At 51.2% G+C, this 22,648-nt stretch carries 16 protein-coding genes and 1 pseudogene; 3 read left to right on the forward strand and 14 right to left on the reverse strand.

The features are described 5' to 3' along the window. Positions 1-11 precede the first annotated feature (11 nt). The 4 genes and pseudogenes from IX84_RS17560 to IX84_RS34640 form a co-directional block, all read right to left on the reverse strand. A complete protein-coding gene (locus tag IX84_RS17560) occupies positions 12-1,511 on the reverse strand; it encodes a T9SS type A sorting domain-containing protein (protein WP_044223636.1) in 1,500 nt (499 codons plus the stop codon). 280 nt (positions 1,512-1,791) lie between these two features. Next, positions 1,792-2,577: a nucleotidyl transferase AbiEii/AbiGii toxin family protein gene (locus IX84_RS17565; RefSeq protein WP_044223637.1), complete on the reverse strand. Its 786-nt coding sequence runs from the start codon at positions 2,575-2,577 to the stop codon at positions 1,792-1,794. Next, complete coding sequence (locus tag IX84_RS31175) at positions 2,574-3,179, reverse strand: type IV toxin-antitoxin system AbiEi family antitoxin domain-containing protein (protein WP_152605117.1); 606 nt, start codon at positions 3,177-3,179, stop codon at positions 2,574-2,576. The genes IX84_RS17565 and IX84_RS31175 overlap by 4 nt, the downstream gene beginning before the upstream one ends. A 102-nt stretch (positions 3,180-3,281) precedes the next feature. Continuing rightward, positions 3,282-3,605: pseudogene (locus IX84_RS34640) on the reverse strand (DUF4143 domain-containing protein); the annotation flags it as partial. A 378-nt stretch (positions 3,606-3,983) separates the two neighbouring features. Between IX84_RS34640 and IX84_RS17580 the strand changes: the two are divergent. After that, positions 3,984-5,684, forward strand: coding sequence for an SEC-C metal-binding domain-containing protein (locus IX84_RS17580; protein WP_044223639.1), 1,701 nt, complete (start codon positions 3,984-3,986; stop codon positions 5,682-5,684). Positions 5,685-5,747: 63 nt separating this feature from the next. On the opposite strand, the gene IX84_RS33410 is transcribed toward IX84_RS17580, so the two are convergent. The 10 genes from IX84_RS33410 to IX84_RS17630 all read right to left on the reverse strand — a co-directional run bounded on the left by IX84_RS33410 (position 5,748) and on the right by IX84_RS17630 (position 20,315). Beyond that, positions 5,748-7,127 carry a T9SS type A sorting domain-containing protein gene (locus IX84_RS33410; protein ID WP_044223640.1) on the reverse strand — a complete coding sequence of 460 codons (1,380 nt, stop codon included), beginning with the start codon at positions 7,125-7,127 and terminating at the stop codon, positions 5,748-5,750. 809 nt (positions 7,128-7,936) lie between these two features. Next, on the reverse strand, positions 7,937-10,960 hold the full coding sequence (locus tag IX84_RS17590) for a T9SS type A sorting domain-containing protein (protein ID WP_160213817.1): 3,024 nt from the start codon (positions 10,958-10,960) through the stop codon (positions 7,937-7,939). 145 nt (positions 10,961-11,105) lie between these two features. Beyond that, positions 11,106-12,230, reverse strand: coding sequence for an IS701 family transposase (locus tag IX84_RS17595; protein ID WP_044215897.1), 1,125 nt, complete (start codon positions 12,228-12,230; stop codon positions 11,106-11,108). Between the two features lie 312 nt (positions 12,231-12,542). Further along, on the reverse strand, positions 12,543-12,869 hold the full coding sequence (locus IX84_RS17600; protein WP_044223642.1) for a DUF6686 family protein: 327 nt from the start codon (positions 12,867-12,869) through the stop codon (positions 12,543-12,545). Between the two features lie 22 nt (positions 12,870-12,891). Next, complete coding sequence (locus IX84_RS17605) at positions 12,892-14,982, reverse strand: TonB-dependent receptor plug domain-containing protein (RefSeq protein ID WP_160213819.1); 2,091 nt, start codon at positions 14,980-14,982, stop codon at positions 12,892-12,894. 160 nt (positions 14,983-15,142) lie between these two features. After that, a complete protein-coding gene (locus IX84_RS17610) occupies positions 15,143-16,249 on the reverse strand; it encodes a hemin-degrading factor (protein ID WP_063978283.1) in 1,107 nt (368 codons plus the stop codon). After that, a complete protein-coding gene (locus IX84_RS17615) occupies positions 16,246-17,073 on the reverse strand; it encodes a heme ABC transporter ATP-binding protein (RefSeq protein ID WP_052516142.1) in 828 nt (275 codons plus the stop codon). Before IX84_RS17615 ends, IX84_RS17610 begins: the two co-directional genes overlap by 4 nt. After that, positions 17,070-18,131, reverse strand: coding sequence for a FecCD family ABC transporter permease (locus IX84_RS17620; RefSeq protein ID WP_044223644.1), 1,062 nt, complete (start codon positions 18,129-18,131; stop codon positions 17,070-17,072). Before IX84_RS17620 ends, IX84_RS17615 begins: the two co-directional genes overlap by 4 nt. A 7-nt stretch (positions 18,132-18,138) precedes the next feature. After that, positions 18,139-19,044: a heme/hemin ABC transporter substrate-binding protein gene (locus IX84_RS17625; RefSeq protein ID WP_044223645.1), complete on the reverse strand. Its 906-nt coding sequence runs from the start codon at positions 19,042-19,044 to the stop codon at positions 18,139-18,141. Continuing rightward, positions 19,041-20,315, reverse strand: a complete 1,275-nt coding sequence (locus tag IX84_RS17630) for a T9SS type A sorting domain-containing protein (protein WP_044223646.1) — start codon at positions 20,313-20,315, stop codon at positions 19,041-19,043. The genes IX84_RS17625 and IX84_RS17630 overlap by 4 nt, the downstream gene beginning before the upstream one ends. A 258-nt stretch (positions 20,316-20,573) precedes the next feature. Here IX84_RS17630 and IX84_RS17635 point away from each other — a divergent pair, with 258 nt between their 5' ends. Both IX84_RS17635 and IX84_RS17640 read left to right on the forward strand, forming a co-directional pair. Further along, positions 20,574-21,902, forward strand: a complete 1,329-nt coding sequence (locus tag IX84_RS17635; protein WP_052516144.1) for a purple acid phosphatase family protein — start codon at positions 20,574-20,576, stop codon at positions 21,900-21,902. Between the two features lie 104 nt (positions 21,903-22,006). Next, on the forward strand, positions 22,007-22,645 hold the full coding sequence (locus tag IX84_RS17640; RefSeq protein ID WP_044223647.1) for a hypothetical protein: 639 nt from the start codon (positions 22,007-22,009) through the stop codon (positions 22,643-22,645). Positions 22,646-22,648 lie beyond the last annotated feature (3 nt).

A 22,648-nucleotide genomic window follows, 5' to 3' on the forward strand; every position in this document is an offset into this window, starting at 1 on the left:
CTTAATCAAGGCTACATTTTGATAATGCGGCGAACCATGCCTCGGGTGCCATCGGAATGGTAAACCACAAGGGTATATCCACCTGGCGTCATCTGTCGCATATCAATCACTTCCAGCGCATTGGCTTCCTCAACCTTAATTTCACGCACAAGCTTACCATTGGCATCATTGAGGTGAATGGTCAAATCTGAACCAATCATCCAGTCGGCTACGGGCACATAGAGCTGATCGGAAACCGGATTAGGGTAGGGGACTTTCTCCAACAGGGTGGGGCATGGCTCTACCTGGAATGCTGCCCCGGCGACGTCCAGAGCGGCACAAATATCACCCCCGCCCTGAATGAGCAGGTTGTTGACATCCACGCCGGTGGTTACGCCAAATTCTACGACGCTGAGGTCGAGTGTCGCCGGGTCGTACACAAGGGTATGAATGGTGAACAGCCCGGTCTCGGCCACGGTAAACTGGGGCGTATCGTTAACGTCCTGGATAACGAGGCCGTTGCCGGAAGTGAGGACGTAGAGGACTTCGAACCCGGCCGGTACATTCGGCGCGGTATCTTCTGACGCAATCAGCTCAGCTTCTCCGTCGAGGCAGTTGTCAGAATCAGCTACGAGCGTGCCTGCATTGGTCAGGCAGGCATCGCATCCCCCGAAGTTAAACTGTGTGCCTTCCACATTCAGAGAAGCACAAATGCTGCCGTTGCCTTGCAGCAGAAGGCTGTTGACCTCAAAACCGGTGGTGACGCCGATCTCCACAATACTCAAATCCAAGGTAGAAGGGTCGTAAACCAAGGGATGAATGCGGTAGTTTTTATCGGTGCTGACAACGAATTCAGGTGTATCATTGACACCTTCGATAAGCAGGTCGTTCCCTGAAGTCAGGACATAGATGATCTCGAAGCCAGCAGGGATGACCGCATCACCACTCGGAGCCGACTTAATTTCCGCGAGGTTGTTGTCAAAACAAACGCCGGCAGCATTTAGTGTTCCTGCTTCTGCATCGCAAGGGCAGGCACCAATGTGAAAACCAGCGCCCTGAGTATCCAATGCGCCACAGAGTACGCCTCCACCTTGTTCAAAGAACAGCACCAGTTCGGCCACCCGGAGATCGCCCAAACTGATATTGTTGGGATTGAAAGAAGACGGGCGGTACACCAGCGAATGAATGCTGTATTCTCCTGCTTCATCGATGGTAAACTGGGGTTGGTCATTGAGCGCAATAATGGTTCGATTGGCGCCACTGGCCAGCAGAAAGATTTGTTCAAAATGGTAGGGGATCACCGGTTCTGCAATTACCGTTGCTTCCAGGTTCAGCGTCCCGGCAATACAGCCGACTTCTACGGCTTCCACCTGTGCTGCTTCGGCCGGGCAATTGCTGGCGCTGTTTACGGATGGGTTAAGTTCCGAACCCAGCAAAGGGGTGGACAGTACACCCCAAAAAACGAATAGCCAGAGCAGTAAGCTCCGGCTTAGGGTCTTGTTCGGATTGGGAAAAAGTAATGGGTTGTTCATTATGGATTGATTTGGTAAAAAATGGTTACAGTTCAGCAAGCTGAGTAGATACCGAATCAACTTTGCGGTGAGCAACTTGTTGGCGGATCGCCATTTATAATGAAAAAGTGACAAGGATTGGTCAAATCTGAGGCCGGTACCGGGTGCGGTCAAGCCGAATCATTTGAAAGCATTTTCAAACTTGAGCGCTTGTTGTAGAAAGGTCTTCTATTGCCAATTTCCTGGAGCGCTCTATGGGGCTTTGGTATTCCATTTCCAGATCGTTCTTATGCCCAGGCTACTACAACTCCACCCGCACCCAAAACCCGGGAAACCCACGCACCAGCTCCAGACTTTCCGCCCGGAACAAAAAAGGCGCCACATCCCGCGCCAACTGCTCAAAGTCAAAAGAGGCAATATGCTCCGCTACCCGCAACCGCAGCTCAGCCGGCCCTGTAATCCCGAAACGGGTATCGAGATAACCATAATCGGGCGTATGCCCCTGTTCGAGCAGCCAGGTCAGGTCGTAAAAGTCGCGGCCTTTGGGGCGTTTGCGGCCCAGCACGGCGGCGATTTTTTGGCTGGCCAGCAGATCCGGCGGCGTTACGAAGATATCTGTATCCACGCCGAATTTTTGGATACGCACCAGCTCCCGCTGATAGCCGTAGTCCTGTTTTTCCGTATCCAGCTTGATGAAAATCCGTGCTTCCTTGTGCCCGCTCAGCCCGTAATCGTAGAGAATGCCCGGAAAGGTGACTTTGCAGTGGAAGGCATCCTTGTGGCTGAATTTTATGATGGTTTTGTAGCCCAGCAATTCCAACCCTTTTTGCACAGCGCGGCCAGTTTCCTCGAAGTCGGCTGCTGACAGCCCTACGTTGTCGAAGTCGAGGTCTTCGGAGAAGCGTTCGGTGCCATAAACCAAGTGCAGGCAGGTGCCGCCGAGAAAGGTGTAGGCGGAAGCGTGCTTGGACTCAAAAATGATTTTCAGGATTTCAAACTGAAGATATTCCCGAAGCATATCTTGCTTGAACCCCTGTTCCCTGATGTAGTCGGGAAAACATTTAACGATCTCACTCATCTCCATCATAAGCCATAGCATTTTTGTAAAGCAGCTATTTTTTTGCGCAGCGTTTTTGATTGTAAGATATTCAGGTAATGCTCCACAAGATCCCAGCGGTATTCTTCTTTTAGCACATCCTCGTCAAACCGCATTTCGTATAGCCAATCCTGATCAGAGAATAAGGGCTCCAAATAAGCTAAATCAATCATAGCTTTTTCCCGGTTTGCCACTTTATAGGGCTCTCCTGTCCACGTTACCCATTCATAACCGAAAAAGTAGGTGGGTTTGATTTGCTGATAGGTCATGCGCACCTTGTACTCAAAAGCAGCTGTCTTCTTTGTAGTTACAGAAGTGACTATCCTTACCACTTCAGGTATGACGTCCCAATATCGAAGTGCAGTGTAAGTAGATACGTAAGATGGTTCATAAATGTGGTTTGCAATTACAAAGTAATCGACCAGACTACTTGGACTGACATCAGTTTTGCAGTACACCCCATTCCGCACCTTCTCCACCTTCCCCTGATCCACCCAGCGCCGGAAGACATTCGGGTCATAGGAGCCATACTTTTTGCGCATGTAATCCGTAGTAATGAGGATCCGGTCTTTGGGCAGCTCGTATTTGGTCATTTCATTTCCTTTTTTCAGGTAACGGCTGAAAAAAAGAAATAGTTCCGGAAGGAGTGGAACACCGCGCAAGAGAAACTGGCCACCGGATATTTTCTTACGTCACTAGCCCTTTCGCCGCCATTTTAAATCTTGCCAATTGCGCAGCATCGTTTTACCTGCCAGCCGTTCCTCTTCGCCTTGATAAATCAGAGTAGTCCTGGTTGGCCGATCCCAATAGCTGGCTACCTTTTCCAGGGGTTTAGTCATTTCCGGACGGAAGCGGGTAGCTGCCTTAATTTCGTACAAACGAGCTTCGTCGCTCCGCTCGTAGAGCAAATCCACTTCACGCTGATCATTGTCACGGTAGTAATAAAAATTGGGCGTATGGCCTTGGTGCAGAAATGATTTGTGTGCATCGGCAATGACGAAGTTTTCAAAGATGGCCCCACGGTTTTGATTTAAGAGTTAGGATATAAAGCCTTCAGCAAGGTAGTTTTACCGGCCTGCCTTGGCCCTGTAAGGCTGACCACGGGGAACATCTTACTCATTGCAGTCAAATGAGACGTCAGCCGCCTGGGAATCAGTGTGTCCAAAACTCCAAATTTGCAGAAAACTTTATAAAAATGCAGTGCAATACAAATTTAGCAAAAAATATGCAAATTTGGAGTCTTGATTCGCATGGCTATGACTTTACAATCTTTTCTGGTAGGACATTAGGGTTTGCGCGTTGTTGCTGAAATCCATAGGAAGTCAAAAGAGAGAGCTATGATCTGCTAATCCGTACTCGTTTTGTAACTTTGCACCCGAATATATAACTCATACGCTATGCCAGGATACAAGACCCGCTTCACCTACGACCACCCCCTCATCCCTTATGCCGTGGAGCACGATGCCATGGAAGATGCTAGTGTCACTGAAGAAGAGGCAGAATTGATGAATGCCCTCTATCCGGAGGTCTTAGCAGGCAACCGAAATGCAATCAAGCCGTTGGAAGAACTCGTAAGGAGGTGCCCGCATTTACCGCGGGCCCAGAATCATCTCTACACGCTGTATATGATGCGTGGCAAGCGGCGTAAAGCCGGGCGCCTGCTCCGTGAGCTTCGCAAAAACCACCCCAACTACCTTTTTGGGATTACCAATGAATCAAACCTGCTGGTACAGGAAAAAAAGGACACGGCTGCCGCACGGCATTTGATGGGTGAGCGTTTGCTGCTTCAGGATCTGTACCCTGAACGCAAAGTTTTCCATGTTAGCGAAGTGATGAATTATTACCAATCTGCTGTCCTATTGTTGCTTGAGGAAGGAGATATTGAAGGCGCGGAAGAGCGGCATGGCATCCTTTTGGAAATAGACCCTGAGCATCCCATCACCGAAGGTGTTACCGAGTACATTTTGGGCAAAAAGGTGATGGTGAATATGCAGCGGATGAAGGAGGCGCAGCGCAACAAGCGAAAAGCGAAAACCCGCGCTACTGCCCCTTATCCTCAGGTAAAGGAAGCCCCGGTTTTTAACCACCCTGAAATAGAGGCTTTCTACCGCTATGATCTGGAAGCATTGCCCAAGGCAAACATAAGCGCCATAGCTGCACTGCCGAAAACTACACTAGTCCAGGATCTGAAATGGGTTTTGGAAGACGGCCTGCGGCGATACAAGTATTTTGAGCGGCAAAGCAGAAAATGGGAGGTATGGCAAGAGGATCAAGTCAGTTTCATGCCCCACGCCTTTCATTTCCTGGGGATATATGGCGACGAAGACTGCCTGCCGGTCGTGCTTGATGTTTTGCGCCAGGAGGAAGATTTCCTGGATTTTTGGTTTGGAGAAGAAGCAGAGTCCTTCATTTTCCCTTGCCTTTTCCGCATCGCCTCTGGCCAGCTGCCCCGATTGCAGCAATTTATGCAGGAAAGATATGTTTCCCCCTACTCTAAAATGATGGTGAGCGCTACCGTCGCTCAAATAGCCTGGCACAATATGGAGCGCTTGGCGGAAGTGAGCGCTTGGTTCGGAAGCATCTTCGAGCACTACAAGCTTAACATAGACGACAAAGCCCTCATTGATTCTGACCTCATAGCCTGGATGACAGCATCGGCCGGCGAACTCAGCCTGAAAGAACTGTTGCCAGTCATAGAACCGCTCTATCAGGAAGGGGCCGTATCGAAAGATGTGGTTGGCAAATGGGCGGAAATTATCGAGTTATTCGATACACCTCGCGATGAGGCCGACCTCAATCCATTGCCAAAAAATATCTCCGAGGCTTATGATGGCTCGTATTATGAGCGTAAAAAATTCCGGCAGCCCAGCCAGAAAGACAAAATGGAGCTGGAAAAAATGGCTCAGGATCCATACACTCGAAAAATGATGGAAATCCTAATGCAGTCCGGTGGCATGGTTCCTGAAAAAGAGCCGGCAGATAAACCTTTGTCTCCCCCGGTGCAATCCCCCTCAAAAAGCAAAACTAAGATAGGGCGCAATGAGCCATGCCCCTGCCAAAGTGGGCGAAAGTATAAGCATTGCTGTGGGAAAAAGTAAAGGGGTTAAAACGCCTGCTCTCCAAATTCACGCTCCGGCAGCTTTGATTTGCCAAGCGACCGGTTACAATACAGCTACCTTTACAATTTTCCAGTGTTTACCAGTGCTTACTTTGAGCCAGTAGATACCGGGACGCTCTATAAATAGCTGACTGCCGCTGATGACTCCGCTTTGTACGAGCCGCCCATCGACTGCGTACAGCTCGTAGGGTGCAGAAGGCGGAGCCCCTTCAATATTAATAAGACCGGAGGATGGGTTGGGAAAGATGTTGATCGCGCCCTGCGTGACTTCTGAGGTGGAAGTGATGACAAAAGTACTATCGCAAGAGTAGCCAACAAAGTTATATTGCAAGCTGTCATTTTCAAAGCAGCGAAGCTGAGTGACTTCCCGGACCGGGTCGCACAATCCATAGCCCAGGGGCAGACGTAGCCCACCCGATTGCTGCCCTATACCAGCGTATACGTTGGTAAGCAGGTCTCCTTCAATCGTGCCATTATTTTCTATGCGTAAATGTTGTACCGGCAGCGTATCCCCCATTACGGTTTCCTGCGTGACGCTATCCACTTCTATCATCGCAATTCCCCCTCCGCTGCTGCACTGACCAGTCCATTGCGTACCATACTGACTATTGACCGAAAAATCATAATTCAATTGGTACATTTCCAGATCAGCGTCCCAGAGGTAGACTAAGCTGCCCTCCTGCCGCAGGTACTGAAGATTGCCCGTTGAGCCTTCTTCTACTGCAAAAGCAGTCTGCCCGCCTACTGTTGCGGTATCCACAATTTCATAAGTTTCGAAGCTGACGCTCTTCGCCGGGCCTCCAGAAGCAGTCTCTACTTCGTAGGTCCAGCGGGTGCCGATATCAAATACAGGTAAAGCCGTGTTGGCACCGTCCAATACGATAACATCCTGGCATTCCTCACTAGCTAAGCAACCATTCGCATCTACTGCAAGCAGCCAAAGCCTGGATGACAGCTCCAAGTCCTGTATGGCACTAAGTTGGAAAGGGGAATACCTGGCGTGTCCGCAGGCAATGATTTGACCGGTAGGGGTCTCTATGACTTTGTTTAGCTTCCCCTGCCGGTAAAGACCAAATTCATCAACTGGTAGTGCATCTACATTGGGGTGTCGGTATATCTTGGTCCATTTTAATTCCCCACCGGGGCTGATACGGGCAATGAAGCCGTTGTGGCTATCGTCCGGATGCCAGCCACCGCCGGTTGCCTCGCCACAAAAAATAATATCACCATTAGCAGCCTCTATAAAGTCCAGTACATTGTACTTCCAATTGTTAGAAAACGGTTCTGACGGCAAGGGGGTACGCCATTCCACTTCTTCCATTTCAGGGTTCAATTTGTTGATCCAGCCGTTGTCTGAAGCCCAGATGTCCTCTGGATTGACTACAGAGAAATAGTAATAACTACCACTTTCAGAAACGTGCATGCTTGTGGGTTTGCCGACTGGACCTTCAAATTCAAACGAATCAAGCTTCTCTCCGTTTGGTAGCAGTTTTACAATTTGAGAGCCATATTCTCCCCCAGCGCCTTGATTGTCAAAATAGCTATTTAAATAAACTAAGTTTCCATCTGATGTGAATTGCAAGTCATCGCAATTATTACTGGTAACTCCTCTTCTGTATTTTCGATCCCAATTTGTTGTCAAATGACTTTTATCAACGCTTTGTATGAGCACTTGAGATCTTCCATCTGAAACTGTATTGCCGTATAAGTATACTGTATTGTTATTGCATATCATGCCATTACAAATCACAGTTTCGTTATTAGACGGACTTAGGACATCATATGTCTGTATATCTTGGAAGTGGGAATCAATTAAGTGTATTCTTGTTGGACGCCCTTGAAAAAGACCATGCGGATGCCCAATGAGTATGATAGTATCACCCATACTTGCAAGCCTGTTGCTTCCTTCAGGAAATAATGATGGATATAGACGAGATTGAATATGTTGCCCTGAAGGCAAAAAGGAAGACACGTAAGAGCATGACCTAAACACAGTATCGTAATCACAGAAATTTCCCGAAAGAAGCACAATGCTACTATCAACATATTTAAGGTCAATATATTCGTCTGTTATACCGCTTTCAAAGCTATGCAGTTGACTGTAGGTGTCCACGGATTGTGCAGCCACTATGCTAAAAGTGAAAATTGACAATAGAATGATAAAGAAACGCATATTACAAAGTTATATACGTGCAGCTCCAGAGTCGGAGCTGCACGTTTGTGGTTTACAATTTACTTAGCAAGCATCACTTTGCGGCGGTGCAGTATTTCTTTATTCTTGCTTATCGTGACGATATACAAGCCTTCCGCCCAGTCATTTGTCGGAATAGTGACATTGGCTTCTTGTATTCGGCTGTTGTGCACATTCTTGCCAAGAAGGTCTGTAACATTAAGCTGTGCTTCAGGGTAAGCACCCATCCTAATATTCAGCTGACCACTGAATGGGTTAGGAAAAACAGATAGTTCATCTTCAGTGGTCGCAGGAGTAGCTCTCCCCTCTAGTCCCAATCTGAACTCACTGTGATTGCGCAGGGGTAAATCCTCTGTAAGGACATCACCGGTTAGGGCATAGTACAATGATTTTGCATACCCGGCATAGCGATGCTCTTTATGAGCAATAAATTCAAGGCTGTCAAGTTCGGAAACAGTGGCTTGAAAACTTGGCCCTTCTGATAGCCTATCTAAGTTTAGGAGTTGTACTTTTATGAAGTCGGCAAGTGGCTCTTCGGTGGGGTTAATATTAGTTAAAAACGCCTCTGCGGCTTCCAGATCATCTTCGAAGATATAAGAGCTGAAAATAATTGTTGCTTCTTCATCAGCCTCTTCTCCAGAAAACAGAGAACGGGCATCAGAATAATCTTCATTTATGACGTACAACTCAAACAATTGACGTTTAGCACGCTTCAGGCATCTTTCATAGTCCTTGCGCTGCTCGTCATTGGGCAGCAAAAGACTAATCTCCGTATTCAAAAAAGAAATAGCTTCCTGTGTTGCAGCCATCGTTCTCTGTGGGCTGCAAAGCGTCTCTTCCTCTTCCGGAGGGGTAACTAAATCTGATCCGGCAATGGCACAAGCATCTGTGGGGTTCCCCAACTCAATAATCGACACATTGGGGTGAGCTTTAACAGCATCTTTGCAATCAATTACGTTATCAGCCGGCTCAACATATACAAAAGGATCAGGGTTGCCAGTGATGTCATACGTGCTGCTGCTAGGGTTGCCTAAGTGCGTAAAACAGTTATTTGCTGGTTGACTAAATCCTGCGCCTAAAAATGATATTGTTGCCCCATCCAGATATGTGTCAGCAAAGTAAGTATCAAAGCAATTTTCATGAAACCCTATGCCTTCAGAATCTTCTGCACTGTAAAGCCCCACAAAGTTACCATCAAATTTATTTCGGAAAACACGATTGACAGAATTGCCGCTATTGAGGCTTACGGAGCCAAAAGCCGCAGCAAAATCGTTGTTATGGATTTCATAAAAGTTATCCCCTTCCATCCAGGCGTCGTAGAGCCCCGTAGCAAAATTGTTATTCAGGATACTGTTTTCATCAATTGTGGTTCCCAGCGCCCGTACTCCGGTCTCTGCGCCATAAAACAGGTTGTCCCTTATCACGGAGCCTATACCTGCTGATACGTTTGCAAATAAAATATCATTTTCTCCGCTGTGAAATTCGTTGCCCTCAATAAGAAAAGAACCTGATTCTGTCACAATGCAGTTCATGGTAATATCATTAAAGACGTTACCACTCACCTCGACAAACTGACAATTCCAATTTGTGACACTCCATTTCCCCCCGTTTTGTACGCAGTTCCTGATGTAGCTGCCATTGGCAGACGGCTGAAAGGCGATGAACTCTACTATCCGGCGAGTATTATTAAAGGTGCTGTTCTCTGCTTGTAGAATACCGTTACCATGCTGAGCCATATCAGGCCATGGCAATGGAGGGAACATTGAAACTGCTGCACTACTTGTATTTTCAACAACTGAACCATTCTTTATGGAAACATCAAAGTCTGTATTGCCACCCGTTACCCGGATTCCTTGCCAGGTATCATCGCAACCATTGGTCAGCAACCCTCCATCAACAATTAGCTTAGCGTTTTTTTCTAAATCAATAGTGGATTCTTTTGACAAGTATACCTCTGAGGTAATCGTAAGCGTAGCATCACTAGACACAATTATGTCTCCATAAATACTGATAGGGCTGTCAAAAGTAGTATTTCCAGTGACTACTATATTACAAGTGCTTGCTGTGAGGTCTTCACAGGATACATAATCATGATGGTTAGTAGTCATCAACGTTCTGTGCATCCTATTCAACTGCGCTGGCGTAAGGTACTTTTTTGACATGGAGAAATTTGTACTCATCAAATTATCGCAACCCTGTGTATGAAATTGATTCATGATGGAATGCCCTAGTTCGTGATTAGCGGTGATAGGAACTCCGTCCAAATGCCATTGAGCAATTGTCTCATTGGGGATATTACTATACTCTGGAGAATAGATACCACCAAAATTGACCCTTGCGTAGTACTCAGTATAAAAATTCGCCATAATTATAAATTGGTCCTGATCAGAGTCATAAGGTGCCGCCAGCCTTGAGCATCCACTAAATATTGGAATATTGTCATTCCAGGGAGCGGCTATTGTCTCGTTGTTGTTTACCGCATCTTCTAAATAAGCTAAGTGCCCGCCATTTTCAACAAAGAAAAAATTGATTGCATCGGGATATTGCATATTAAATTCATCGATAACCTTTTTAAGCTCTGGCCAAGTACTGTTGTTGTTATTGTCTATATCCGCTGGGCAAAAATCAGCAAATGAGTAATCCGTCATTTGCTGAGCCCGTGCATAATAGTCCCATGCATCTGTATTTGCAATATAGTGGGTGTTTACATTGACTCTTATGTTTGAGTCATAGGGATAGCTTTCTCCCGGAGAGCAGTTGTCTGTATCTTCTACGCGTTCCCACCGGTCATTCATCCTCTTGACAATTTCATCAATGATGCTTATCGTGAATGGATCATTAGGAGGAAAAGTACCCGTTCCATCATCACGCGTTAAGAATACGAAATTACAATTTAAATACAAAGGTGTGGAGCAAGTCGTTTTTGAGAAAAATTGCACGTTATTTAGCTGGTTCAGGATTGCCGCATTACCAGGACCATCCATCGGGCAGCTAAAATCATGTTGCTGGGCAAAGGCCTGAAGCACGATAGCACTTAAAAACGCCGTGAAAAGTAAATTTTTCATTTGGAAAATATTTAGTGACTGACCTTTCGCACGCGAAAGGTTATGATAATTGAAAAAATTAGCAGTATTCAGGGTGCTTGGCACAGCAATCCCACTCAGTGCATGGCACTGAAAAAGCACTCGCATGAACAAGTTAATCAAAGCCTTACCCCAAAAGAGGGGTGGCTAGCCCGTTTGGCGGCCCAATTGCAGGGACATAGGCTTTGAGCCTTTGCACCTCTTGAAAAGCCGCCCTGAGGGCATTGACATAAATTTTGGTTTTTAGGGCAAAGTGGTTGGTCTGCTCTTTTGCAGACAGCAGTTCGAGTTTAGTCCAGGCAATCATGGCAGCAAAAACATGGTTGCACTGGGATGTCTCGTGCTTGGTGGGGGACTTTTCCAGCCCCACGTTTTGTTTGAGCGATTTGTGGAATACCTCCACTCCCCAGCGTGTCCCGTAGGTTGTGCAGATAGCTGGGCCGCTTAGCTCCAGATCGTTGGTGACCAGGTACAAGTCTCCAGTTGAGCCGTCTTGGTTTATAAAGACCTGTTTGACCAGCTGGACTTGGAAGTCCAGCCCTTTAAGGTAAACAGTAATGGCCTGGCCTGCTTGCAGTTCTAGCCCGTCGACTCGGTGGAACTTGCCTTCCAGTTTGTCTTCCATGGTAAGGGCAGCCTTGCGGTTGCTCTTTAAGGCACTGATAAAATGCTTGCCCAGCTCATAGTGCACGAACTCAAAGTTCTCCTTGGCAGCAAACCAAGTGTCCCAGACCACATAGCGGAAGGGCACGCGGTTGTATTTGACAAGTGCAAAAAGCTGGTCGCGCAGCATCTCGTTCTTGCTGCGGGGGCTGCGCTTCTTTACCTGCCCGCTTTTGGTATCCACGTATTCTTGCGACTTGCGCACGATCTCAAAAGCAACAGGCAGCTCTATGCCCTGTGGGCTCTGGTAAAGGAAATTCAGGATGTTGATCCCTTTGGTGTGCCCCGCTTTCGGCTTCTTGGAGTGGTCCCAGTGCCAAGTGACCACTTCATTCTCCGTAGAGTGCGGCTTCTCCTCGATCGTGTCATCTATCTTGATGACCGCGTCCGGGTGCTCCACTTTACGTACCAAAGGCTTTATGCAACGCCAATAGTCCTTTGCCGTGAAGGCTTCCTGCCCTAAAAAACGGCTGATCTTGTCATGGCTCAGTGCCTGATCGGTCAGCTCGGACAAGCCGGTGGCTGTCGCCATGCGAAACGATGCCAGCAGGTAGTCCGAATACAAGTCTAGTAACTTTGGGTCTTTCATCTTTCGCTCCTTTGAGCTGCAAGATAACTGCCCTGACATTATTAATCAATTTTCCAAATATTTCGCGTGCGAAAGGTCAGTTAGTGATAAAAAAAGAGCGATTATGGCAGATAGCGCAACTGGTACAACAACACGAATACATTTCTTTCACTTTGACTGAAGAGAAGCGCTGTTTTACAGAGCTATCTATTGATATTTTTGAGTTACGCTTACAAAAATAGCCCCCCCCCCCCGCAGAATTCCAAATATTTATGAATATTTTTTAACAAGCACCAATTGTTCATTCCCCTACTCTCTCATAGGCAGAGTCTATCACTCTCCCGCCATCAACTCCCGCACACGCATCTGCAACAGCGCCTCCGCAATCCCATCCCGAAAAACATTAAACTCACTTTCCGTAAATGTAAATTGTAAGTTAGCCTTGCCCGTATCCAGGATGATGCGGAACTGTCCGTCGTGAAACAAGCTGGAGTTGGGCGCAAACTCAATATGCAGCAGCCATTCCGCCCAGCGCTTGAATTCGGCTTGGCTGAAGCCCGCCAGCAGGTTGTTGAAGTGGACGCCCACCCGTTTACAGCCGGTACATTGCCCGACGCTCATGCTGCCGTTCATTAGCAGCACCTCGGTTTTACATTTCATACTGTTTTCTGTTTGTTTTACACTACCACCCCAAATCCACCATCATCCGCACAAACACATTCCGGCCCGGGCTCACCGGCGCGCTGCCGGTGCCACCGCTGTGCGCCCCGCCGCTCGCTGCGCCCTGTATGTTGGCCCGCCGTACATCGAGTAGGTTGCGGGCACCCAGCGTCAGGTCGATGCGCTCTTTCCAGAAGGATTTGGTGAGGGTAAAGTCTGCCATCGTAAAGCCATCTTGTATGCGCTGCCCGGCAATGGTGTTGCCCTCCGCATCCGTGGTGGGGAAGAAATTGACCTGCCGGTCATTGACGCGCACGAAAAGAGAAGCGCTCAAACCGGCCTTCAGCCAGCGGTAGGTGGCGCTGCCGCTGTACTCCATAGCGTAGGTGAACGCATCCAGCTCCGGCAAGTCCTCGCTCGCCGGGTTGTAGTAGCCGATAGTGGAGGCATTGGCAGACAGTTCCAGCCGGGGCGTGCTGTAGCTGAGGGAAAAGTTGATGCCCTGTGTTTTGTACACCGCCTGATTGAAATAGGCAAAGCGCAGGGTGGAGGTGTCAATAGCCGGGGCGATGCCTTCGTCGGTCTCGATGTACTCAAACAGCTCAATCTTGTCGCGGATGTCGTTGTAGAAGCCTTTGATTTTGCCCTTGAGGCGCCATTCGTCCCCGCGCTGCTCGTAGAATAGGCCCAACTGCAGATTGTCCGAGCGCTCCGCCCGCAGATTGGGGTTGCCGAGGATGAAGTGGTTGATATCGATAAATTCGAAAAACAACTCCTTCAAGTCCGGGCTGCGGAAGCCTTGGCTGTAGGAGCCGCGTAGGGCCCACTGCTCATTCAGCCGGTACTTCAGGTGGAAGGAAGGCACGAGCGGGGCTTCGTAGCGGGTATTGTAAGCGTAGCGCAGCCCGGCTTCTGCGGTCAGCGCTTCCCATGGCTGATAGCGCAGGCTGCCGAATGCCGCGTAGTCGCCAATTTGCGAAAAGCCTTCCCGGCTGCTCAGGCTGTCTTGTATGCGTTGGCCCGTCGCGTCATCGTACCGCAGGTCCACGCCTACCTGAAAATTCAGTGGGCTGTCGGCGTACTGACTGGCGAAGGTGGCGCGCAGCATGGCACCGGAGAAGCGGGCGGTGTCCTGCATGCCGGGTACTTCAAGCTGCTCGTTTTCCTCAAAATTAGTGCGCAGGGTGCGCTTGTAGCGGCGGAATTGGTTGTAGCCGGTGGTGGCTTGCAGGTAGTAGTTTTTCCCGACTTGCCCTTCGTAGGCCAGGCTGTGGTTGATGCGCCGGGTCAGGTAAAAGTCGTCAAAAGCGTAGGGCTTGAACTGTGGGCGGCGGATGTTGCCCAAGTTCTGCACTTCCTCATCGAAGAAGCTGCCGGTGTAAAACAGCTTGCGCTTGTCGTCCAGCCGGTAGCCGAGGTAGGCATCGGCAAACCACTGCTCCCTGGGGTTCCAGAGCACGGAGCGCAGGCTGTCGTTTTCACTAAAGCCGCCGAACACATCGTAGCCGCCGTTGAGGCGCAGGGTGATATCATCGGTCAGGCGGGCACCGAAGGCAGCAGCGTAGCGGTTCTCGCCCCGGGCTTCCACCTGACTCGTCAGATTCAGGTCGTAGCGGTCGAGCTGCGATTTTTTGGTGATCAGGTTGATGACGCCGCCCAGGGCATCCGTGCCGTAGCTGACCGACATCGGGCCTTCTACGATCTCCACCCGCTCGATGTTGTTGAGGTTGAGCTGACTCAGGTCGATATTGCCATCCTGTCGGCCGATCACGGGAACGCCGTCCACCATGATTTTAACATTCTGCCCGTCGATGCCCAGCAGGCTCATACTGCTGCCCAGTACCATATCCTGCCGGATGCGGATGTTGGCTTCCTGCTGCAGCAGCTGTTCCAGATTGGTAGCGCCCCGCTGCTCAATCACTTCCTCCCGTATGGTGATGACATCGTGCACGGCGTTGCGGCTGTCGGTAGGCGCGTACTGCGCCGTCACAATTACATCCTGCAACTGCAGCGCCCAAAGCGACGAATCGGGCGGCAGCGAAGCTTGACCATACAGCGGGGGGCAAGTACCAATCGTAATGAAGAAACAACAAACAAAAAATATCGTCCTCATGTGCTCTTGTAGGTTACTTCGCGATTGCTTGACCATCGAATATTATCCATTTGCTCTTCTTTTCTTCAGGTAAGTGTGACACCTACGGCGTCAATTAAAAGATGAAAGCTGTTTTTACGAATAGTCGACCCCATTGGGGTCGTACAATAGTAACTCAAACTTAAATAGTGGCTTCGACTCCAGCGGACCTGCCTGCCATGCGCAAGCAGGCAGGGTCGAACTTCTCATCTATAATCTCCCTCCAGCTTTCCAGCTCCGGAATGCCCGGCTTGCGCTTGCCAAAGAAGTACACGATGAGCTCACCCTGTGCATCGTACACTTCCAGGCCGGTAACGATGCCATCCTTGGTCGGCTTTTTCACCACCCAACTCTCCGCGATGCCCTCTAGGTTGAGGTGCAGGTTGAAGTCCGGGTCCATCACATTGAACCACTGCTCCATCGGGATCAGCTTTTTCACCGGCCCGGTGTGGATTTGGATGCAGCCGGGGCTGTTGACGAAGACCATAATCGGCACTTCGTTTTTTGCCGCCGCTTCCAGCACTTTAACCACTGCTTCGTTGGGCACCTTTTGGGTAAAGCCTTCCGGCGCCAGGCGCAGGGCCTGTGTCCGTTGCAGCTCGTACTTTTTCAGCAGGGGGAAGAAATCATGCGTGTCCTGCAGCTTGCGCCATTCTTCCTGAAAAGCGGCTGCGTCGATTTCTGAGTCCGGGATCACGTTAGGCGCCGCTACCGGGCTATGGTCTACGGTTGCAGGCGTACTTTGGTCTTCCGCCCGGTACTTGTTGACTAATGCCTCGTAGGCGGCTTGGTCCGACTTGTTGGTCAGGTATATTTTGTGGACTGCCGCTCCGCGTTGATTGAAAAACTGCAGGCTGTGCAGCACTTTGCCCCGGCCCGGCACTTCCACCGCATAGCCGTATTCCCATTCCCACATGAACAGCCGCAGGTCGATATCGGGATTGACTGCCACGCCCATCTTGCCGTCGTGCATAAAGGAGACGTTGTGGTATACGCCTTTACGTTCATGCACAACGTATTCATTGCGCGTAAGCGCCATCACATGGCCGAGGCTTTCCACCTCCTGCAGCAGGCTCTGCCAGCCCCCGCTGAGGCGCGTGGCGGTGCTGCCCAGTTGCAGCTCGAGCAATTCCATTTCGCTTACGCCCAGTGCCTCCGCTGCATTGCGGATGCGCAGTTTGGGCTGTTCTGACTTCAGCGCTTCATACCGCGCCTGTAATTCCGGATTAATGCTTGTTGTTGTCTTCATGGTATAGCTGTTTCTTCATTTTGAAAAAGATCCACCGCCGTAGGGCAGGTGAGAATATGTGGCAAGGCTTCTCCTGGCGTCCGCACCACCCGGGCTTTAAGCCCAAACCCCTGTGCAATCCCCTCGGGGGTGAGCACCGTTTCGGGTGGGCCGCTTTTCAGCAAATGCCCGCCGCGCAGCAGCACGACCCGGTCGGCGTACTGCATCGCCAGGTTGAGGTCGTGGAGGATCGTGAGTATGCCAAGGCCTGCCTCATCCGCCAGCTTTCGCAAAAGGCTGAGCAATTGCTGCTTTTGCGCAATATCCTGACTGGCGGTGGGCTCATCGAGCAGTAAAAAACGCTCACCGGACTCGCTCTCCCGGTGCACTTGCGCTAGTACCCGCGCCAGCTGCGCCCGCTGTTGTTCTCCACCGGAAAGCGTGCGGATGTCCCGGTCATCATACCCGCTCAGTCCCACCTGTTTGAGGCAAAGCCGGGCAATCTCCCGGGTGCGCCCGCCCGGTTCCTGCCCCTGATACGGATAGCGCCCCATTTCCACCAGGTCGATCACGGGCATGGAGAAGGGCAGTTGGACTGATTGGCTGAGCACAGCCCGGACTTTTGCCAACCCGGCAGCCGGCCAGTCTGCCAAAATTTTGCTGTTGATGCTTACCGCACCTTCATCCGGCGTAACCTCTCCCGCCACGGCTTTCAGCAGGGTCGATTTGCCGGCCCCGTTGGCACCGATGAGCGCTACGAGTTCTCCGGCACGTACCTGTACCCCTGCTTTCCGCAGAATCCAGCGGCCTGACTTCCGTACTCCGATGTGGTTTGCTTCGATCATAAGCTGCGTTTGGTTTTGAGCAATAGCCAGATAAAAAATGGCGCGCCGAGCAGAGCCGTCAGGATGCCAATTGGCAATTCAGCGGGTGCAATCAGGGTGCGGGCGGCGGTATCCGCCCAGACCATTAACAATCCGCCGAGCAGGGCGGAGCCTAACAGCAAACTGCGGTGGCGCGGCCCCTGTATCAGTCTTACCAGGTGAGGGACGACCAGCGCCACAAAGGCAATCACCCCGCTCACCGCCACGCAGGCACCCACGATAAGCGCCGCGCAGCCGATGACGATCCATTTGGTACGCTGCGTATTCACGCCGGTGTAGGCCGCTTCCCGCTCGCCCAGCAGCAGCAGGTCGAGTTGGCTCGACTGCCGCCAGAGGATAAAGGCAGGCAGGAGCACCAGCGGTACCAGCAGCGCGAGCATCTGCCAGTTGGCACCGCCCAGGCTGCCCAGTGTCCAGAAGGTGATATCGCGCAGCTCATCCTCGTCAGAGAAGTAGGTCATCAGCCCGGTAAGGGCACCGCCCAGGGCTGTGATGGCCACGCCCGCCAGCAGCATCGTCACTACGGAGGTGTAGCCCTTGCTGCTCGCCAGCCAGTAAACCAGGAAGGTGGTGAGGAGGCTGCCGGTGAAGGCCATTACTGTGACTGTTGCGTAACCCAGCCAGCTTCCAATCACGCCCAGAACGGAGGCGGAAAACAAAATGCCTGCTACCGCAAACACCATCGCCCCGCTCGTCACGCCAATCAGCGCCGGGTCGGCCAGCGGATTACGGAAGAGCCCCTGCACCGCTGCCCCGGCAATGGCGAGGCCGCCGCCCACGAATACACTCAGCAGGATGCGGGGCAGGCGGATGTCCCAGACCAGGTAAGTCAGCGTTTGTGGCAGCCCGGCTTCCAAACCCAGCAGGCGCTCGCCCAGCACCAGGCCGACCTGCTGTACCGGCAGGCTGTACGCCCCGATCAGCAGGGCGCATAGCGCAGAAATGGCCAGCAACAGCGTCAGCACGGGAGGCGACAGCAAACGGGAAAGGGAACGGTATTTGGGCAGGCTTTGTATCATGTTTTTTTTAATTCAGCGTGTAGGCATCCGGCAACGCTTGCAGCCGCCCGGATAAATCCGCGGCGGCACGGGCTGCTCTCGGCGTAAAGCCTAGCAGGTACAAGCCATCCATGCCAATGATATGACCTTGCTGCCCCGCCGGCGTTTGCGCCAGCCCGGGGATTTGCAACAGGCCTTCCACGCCGCCCAGGCTCTGCAGCCCGCTGTCGAACAGCAGCAATACCTCGGGCTGTGCCTCCATCAGGCCTTCTGCGGATAGGGCGCGGAAGCCTTCAAAGGACTGCACGGCGTTCTGTCCGCCCGCCAGTTCGATCATGGCGGAAGCAGCCGTGTTTTTCCCGGCTACCATCAGGCTGCCTTTGCCGCGGGCGTAGATGAAAAGTACTTTTGGGGTTTCTTCCATCGCCTGCCGGGCTTGCTGCAGCTTGGCTTTGTCGGCTTCGTAGGTTTGGCGCAGCCGCATCAGTTCCTCGTTCAGCCCCAGCTTTTCGCTGATCTGTTCAGCTTGCGCCAGGGGTTTGTCCAGCGTAAATGAACCGTCGAGCCAGAGCACCTCCACTCCGGCGGCTTCCAGTTGCTGCAGGGCGGCGGAGGCTTCATCTGTCCGTTCCGCCAGCACCAGGTCGGGCTGCAGGCTGAGCAGCGCCTCTACATTGAGCTGACGTACATGCCCGAGCTTTGGCAGCTGCGCTACCTGTGCCGCCGGATAGGTGCTCGTCACGTCAATGCCTACGATTTTATCGCCCTGCCCCAGCTCGTACAGCAATTCGGTGACGCTGCCGGAAAGAGAGACGAGGCGCTCATAGGAAGTCTCCTGTGTGGCTTGTTCGGTAGCGGACGGGGCGTTTTGACAAGCATTCAGGCTTAGCCCCAGGGTAAGTATACCCAGAAAATGGATTAGAAACCGGTTCATGGGGCTACGATTAAGGGTTGGGAGATCGGTGCCGTGCCGGGCGTTTGCACCTGCAGCCAGTAGGTGCCGGCGGGCAGGTGGCTTACCGGAATGCTTACCGTTTGAAAACCGGCAGGCTCTTCACTTACAGCCGACCAAACGGACTGTCCGGTGGCATTGAATACATTCAGCTGTACCGGGGCGGCTTGTTTTAGCGTCAGTGCGACGGTAGCTCTTTCCCGGGCAGGATTGGGGAAAACGCTCAGGTCTTCAAACAGGGGGTGATCAACCGTATTGACGATGCCCATATTGGTTTCCTGGAAGACGATATTGCCGGTGCTCGACCCTTCAAAGTCGACAAAGAAGAGCTTCCAGACTTCTCCATTAGCGGCCTTTACAAAATAGACGCGGTCGGCAGGCAGTGCCCAGGAAAAAGTGCCCAGATCAAAGTTCTTCCAGTCATGGCCGATGATGTCGAGGTCGGTGCTCAGGGAATCTTCGTACCCTTCAAAGGTAATGGTGGCAGGGTCAATGCCATCGACCTGAGCGACCTCCACGCCAGGACCGGAAAGGGTACCGGTGAGCAGATAGTTGAGGGTACTCCCTTCATTATCATCCAATGGGGTGGAGTAGCGGGTGAAAAGCAAGTCCCAGTCACCTGCCTTAGGGATAAAGTCCACCACAACATTACTGCTGAATGACCAGTATACTAAATCGTTATCCGGAAAGTCTGCTTTGTTAAGGGTATGCGACTGTTCATCGCTGCCGTTCAGATTCGCATAGCGGAAGTGGTAGGTAGTACCATCCAGGCTGATGATTTCCAGTTTTTTGAAAGTCTCATTGCGCAGTTTGAGCACAAAAAGGGCTTGTCCCTGCACAGACTGCGTAGCCGGATTATACTGCCCCCAGCCATAGTCCAGTGGATTGCCGGGGTCGCGCATTTGGTTGAAAGCACCTCCGTTAGTCCAGTTGGTTTCATCATTGAGGAGCCGTTCGCCCAGCTGCGTGAGGTCGATGTTGTCCGAAAATTCAGCACCGGGGATCAGGAATAGTTCCAGCTCCGTGCCTTCCAACCCAGCCGCTTCATTGAGGAAGATGCCCGCATCCTGCAGGCCTTGTGCAGTAAAGGCAATGTCCCAGGCATTGTGCTCGAGGCTGATGCTCTCTTGATTCCCAAATTTAAAATAAGTGGATAAGGTATAATTCGGCCCACAGGTGACTTCCCGAAACTGCTGTGCATTCAGGCTTGATGCAACGGCTATCAGGCCGAATAGGAGTAAAGGTATTCGCATGGCTTTTATTTAGACTAGATTTAAATAAGTTGATTTCTGCAAAGTAAAAGCATGGGCGGGAAGGGTTCAATACCGTTTGTTAGGCAAAATGCGGCATTGAAAATTTTAGGTAGAGGTTACCTAAAACAGGGTAATGAGCTAAGCAGCTTACCTAATTCCGGGTAGCAGGTAACCTGTCTACCAGCATGTGCAACCTCATTGCCAACGGGAACGGCAGGAGCATCCCACCTTTGCAAAGCGACAAAAACAAAAAGACTGATGAAGAAAGTAACACTCCTCGTTTGGGTATCGATGCTGCCCCTGTTGAGCCTTGCGCAGCCTCCGGAGAAGAACCTGCCCCCTGAGCATTTGCAAATTCGCTACGAGCCGCAGTGGTGGCCCGACCGTATCTTGCTCACGCCTGCTGCCGACCCTGCCACCTCAGTAACGGTCACCTGGCGTACCCGGGCGGAGGTGCGGACAGCTTTCGCTGAAATCGCGCTGGCAGACCCTTCTCCGGAGTTTGACGAGTATGAAAAGGATTATCAGGCAGCAACTGAGCTGTTGGTTTCCGAGTTTGCCCGGGCGGCCTATCATAAAGTTACCTTTAAGGATCTCGAACCCGCCACTTTATATGCTTACCGGGTAGGTGCCGGCGACTACTGGAGCGAGTGGGTGCAGTTCCGCACAGCCGCGGCGGGGCCGGAGCCTTTCACCTTTTTATATCTGGGCGATGCTCAAAACGATCTGCATGAGCATTGGTCAAGAGCGATACGTGCCGCCTACCGGGAAGCACCACAGGCGGATTGGGTACTGCACGCCGGAGACCTCATCAATCACAGCCAAAACGACTACGAGTGGGGCGAATGGTTTCAGGCGGGCGGCTTTATTCATCGTTCGATACCGGTGGTGGTGCCTCCGGGCAACCACGAATACATCAAAAATGCCGAAAAGCGCAAGGTAGGCATCTCCCCGTTTTGGGGCGCACAGTTCAACTTCCCGAATAACGGGCCGGAAGGGCTGGAAGACCAGTGCTTCTATGTGGACTATCAGGGCGCAAGGATTATCTCTATGGACTCAAATGCCGATTTTGAAAGACAAGCGGACTGGCTCGCTAACGTGCTCAAAGATAACCCCAACCGGTGGACGATCGTCACCTTTCATCATCCGGTCATTTCTCCTTCCGGTGACCGGCAGTGTGAGGAGGTACGGCAGCTTTGGAAACCGCTGCTCGATCAGTATCAGGTAGACCTCGTGCTGCAGGGGCATGATCATTCCTACGCCCGGGGTCAGGGGCTGATTACCGGTACCAATCCCTATGAGGATGATTCAAAGGTGGTTTATGTCGTCTCTGTGAGTGGCCCAAAGATGTATTCCATTACCGAGCAGCCGTGGATGGACCGGGCGGCTGAGAATACGCAGCTTTTTCAGGTAGTAGAGGTCATGGAGAAGGAAATCCGGTACCGGGCCTACACGGTAGATGGGATGCTGTACGATGGTTTTGTGATACATAAACGCCCTGGCAAAACCAATAAAGTTAAAGCCCTGAAGATCAGCTCGAAAAAAGGCCGGCGTTTCGAAAACACCCTCGCTAAGCCGGAAAGGTGATAAAAAAAGTTGAATTTTTTTATCGCTCCCTGAACCAATCAAAGTATGAGTTGTCTATAGAGTAGTTTTACTATTATTAACAAAAGCTAAACTAATTAAACGCAATGAAGTACACGTTTTTCACTTTCGCTATGCTGCTCTGCAGCCTGTTTGTTGTTAACGCACAAGATAACGCTCCCAAGACACTCTTTGATAATGGTGGCGGTAGCGCTGAGATCGGGTTTTACGTAGCGCCGGGCTATCAGCTCACGCAGGCTGCCGGTCAAACGGCGCACAGTTTTCAGGGCAGTGCCGGAGTGATTTTCAACAAGCGTTTTGCGCTGGGCGCGGCTTTCTATACGACCCTCAATGAGTTTACCCCTGAGATGGAAATGGACGACCGCCTTTACCTCGACCTGCGCTACGGTGGCGTGCGCGCGGAGTACATCCTCAACCCTGACAACCTCGTGCACTTTAGCTTTCCGCTGACGATTGGCGGTGGGGAAGCCTCTATGGACTACAAGAGAGACTTGGATTTCAGCGAGGATCCCTTTGGCGAGGACTACTTCTTTTTTATAGAGCCGGGCGTACAGGCTGAAGTTAACCTAATCAAAAATGCCCGCCTGTTTGCAGGTGCGTCTTACCGCTTTACTTCAGGTTTGGATTACGAGTACAGTAACCCGGGCAACGAGCTGGTCAACATTCAAAGCAGCGACATTAATGGGTTGGCCCTAAACCTGGGCATCCGTTTTGGTCTGTTCTAAGAT

Origin of the sequence: Phaeodactylibacter xiamenensis, from assembly GCF_000759025.1 — a bacterium.
Classification (GTDB): domain Bacteria; phylum Bacteroidota; class Bacteroidia; order Chitinophagales; family Saprospiraceae; genus Phaeodactylibacter; species Phaeodactylibacter xiamenensis.